This window comes from Colwellia sp. BRX8-7, from assembly GCF_014077275.1.
GTDB lineage: Bacteria > Pseudomonadota > Gammaproteobacteria > Enterobacterales > Alteromonadaceae > Colwellia_A.
This window is the reverse complement of sequence record NZ_JACGVP010000154.1, coordinates 1-218: the sequence shown is the minus strand read 5'-3', so window position 1 is coordinate 218 and position 218 is coordinate 1. Positions and strand designations below refer to the sequence as shown.

Here is a 218-nt window from a genome sequence, read left to right as displayed (position 1 = left end):
GGCTTTGCTAAGATTGATGTCATGGGAAAAGATCTGGTGGCCGGGTTTATCACCGATGATTACAAGGCCTCGGTTAAAGGGATATTGGATAAAGCCCTGCAAGGTGAAGAGTCGGCTAACTATGAATTTCCGTTGTTTACCAAAACGGGCGACCGGGTGGATGTGCTGTTGAACTCCACTTCACGCCGGGATGCGGCAGGTCGTATTGTGGGGGTTGT

The 218-nt window shown here is 50.5% G+C and carries 1 protein-coding gene; it reads left to right on the top strand.

What is annotated here, in order from left to right:
• Positions 1-21 precede the first annotated feature (21 nt).
• Positions 22-218, top strand: a 197-nt coding sequence (locus H4J57_RS20435; protein WP_259366905.1) for a hypothetical protein, incomplete at its 3' end; no start/stop codon positions are given.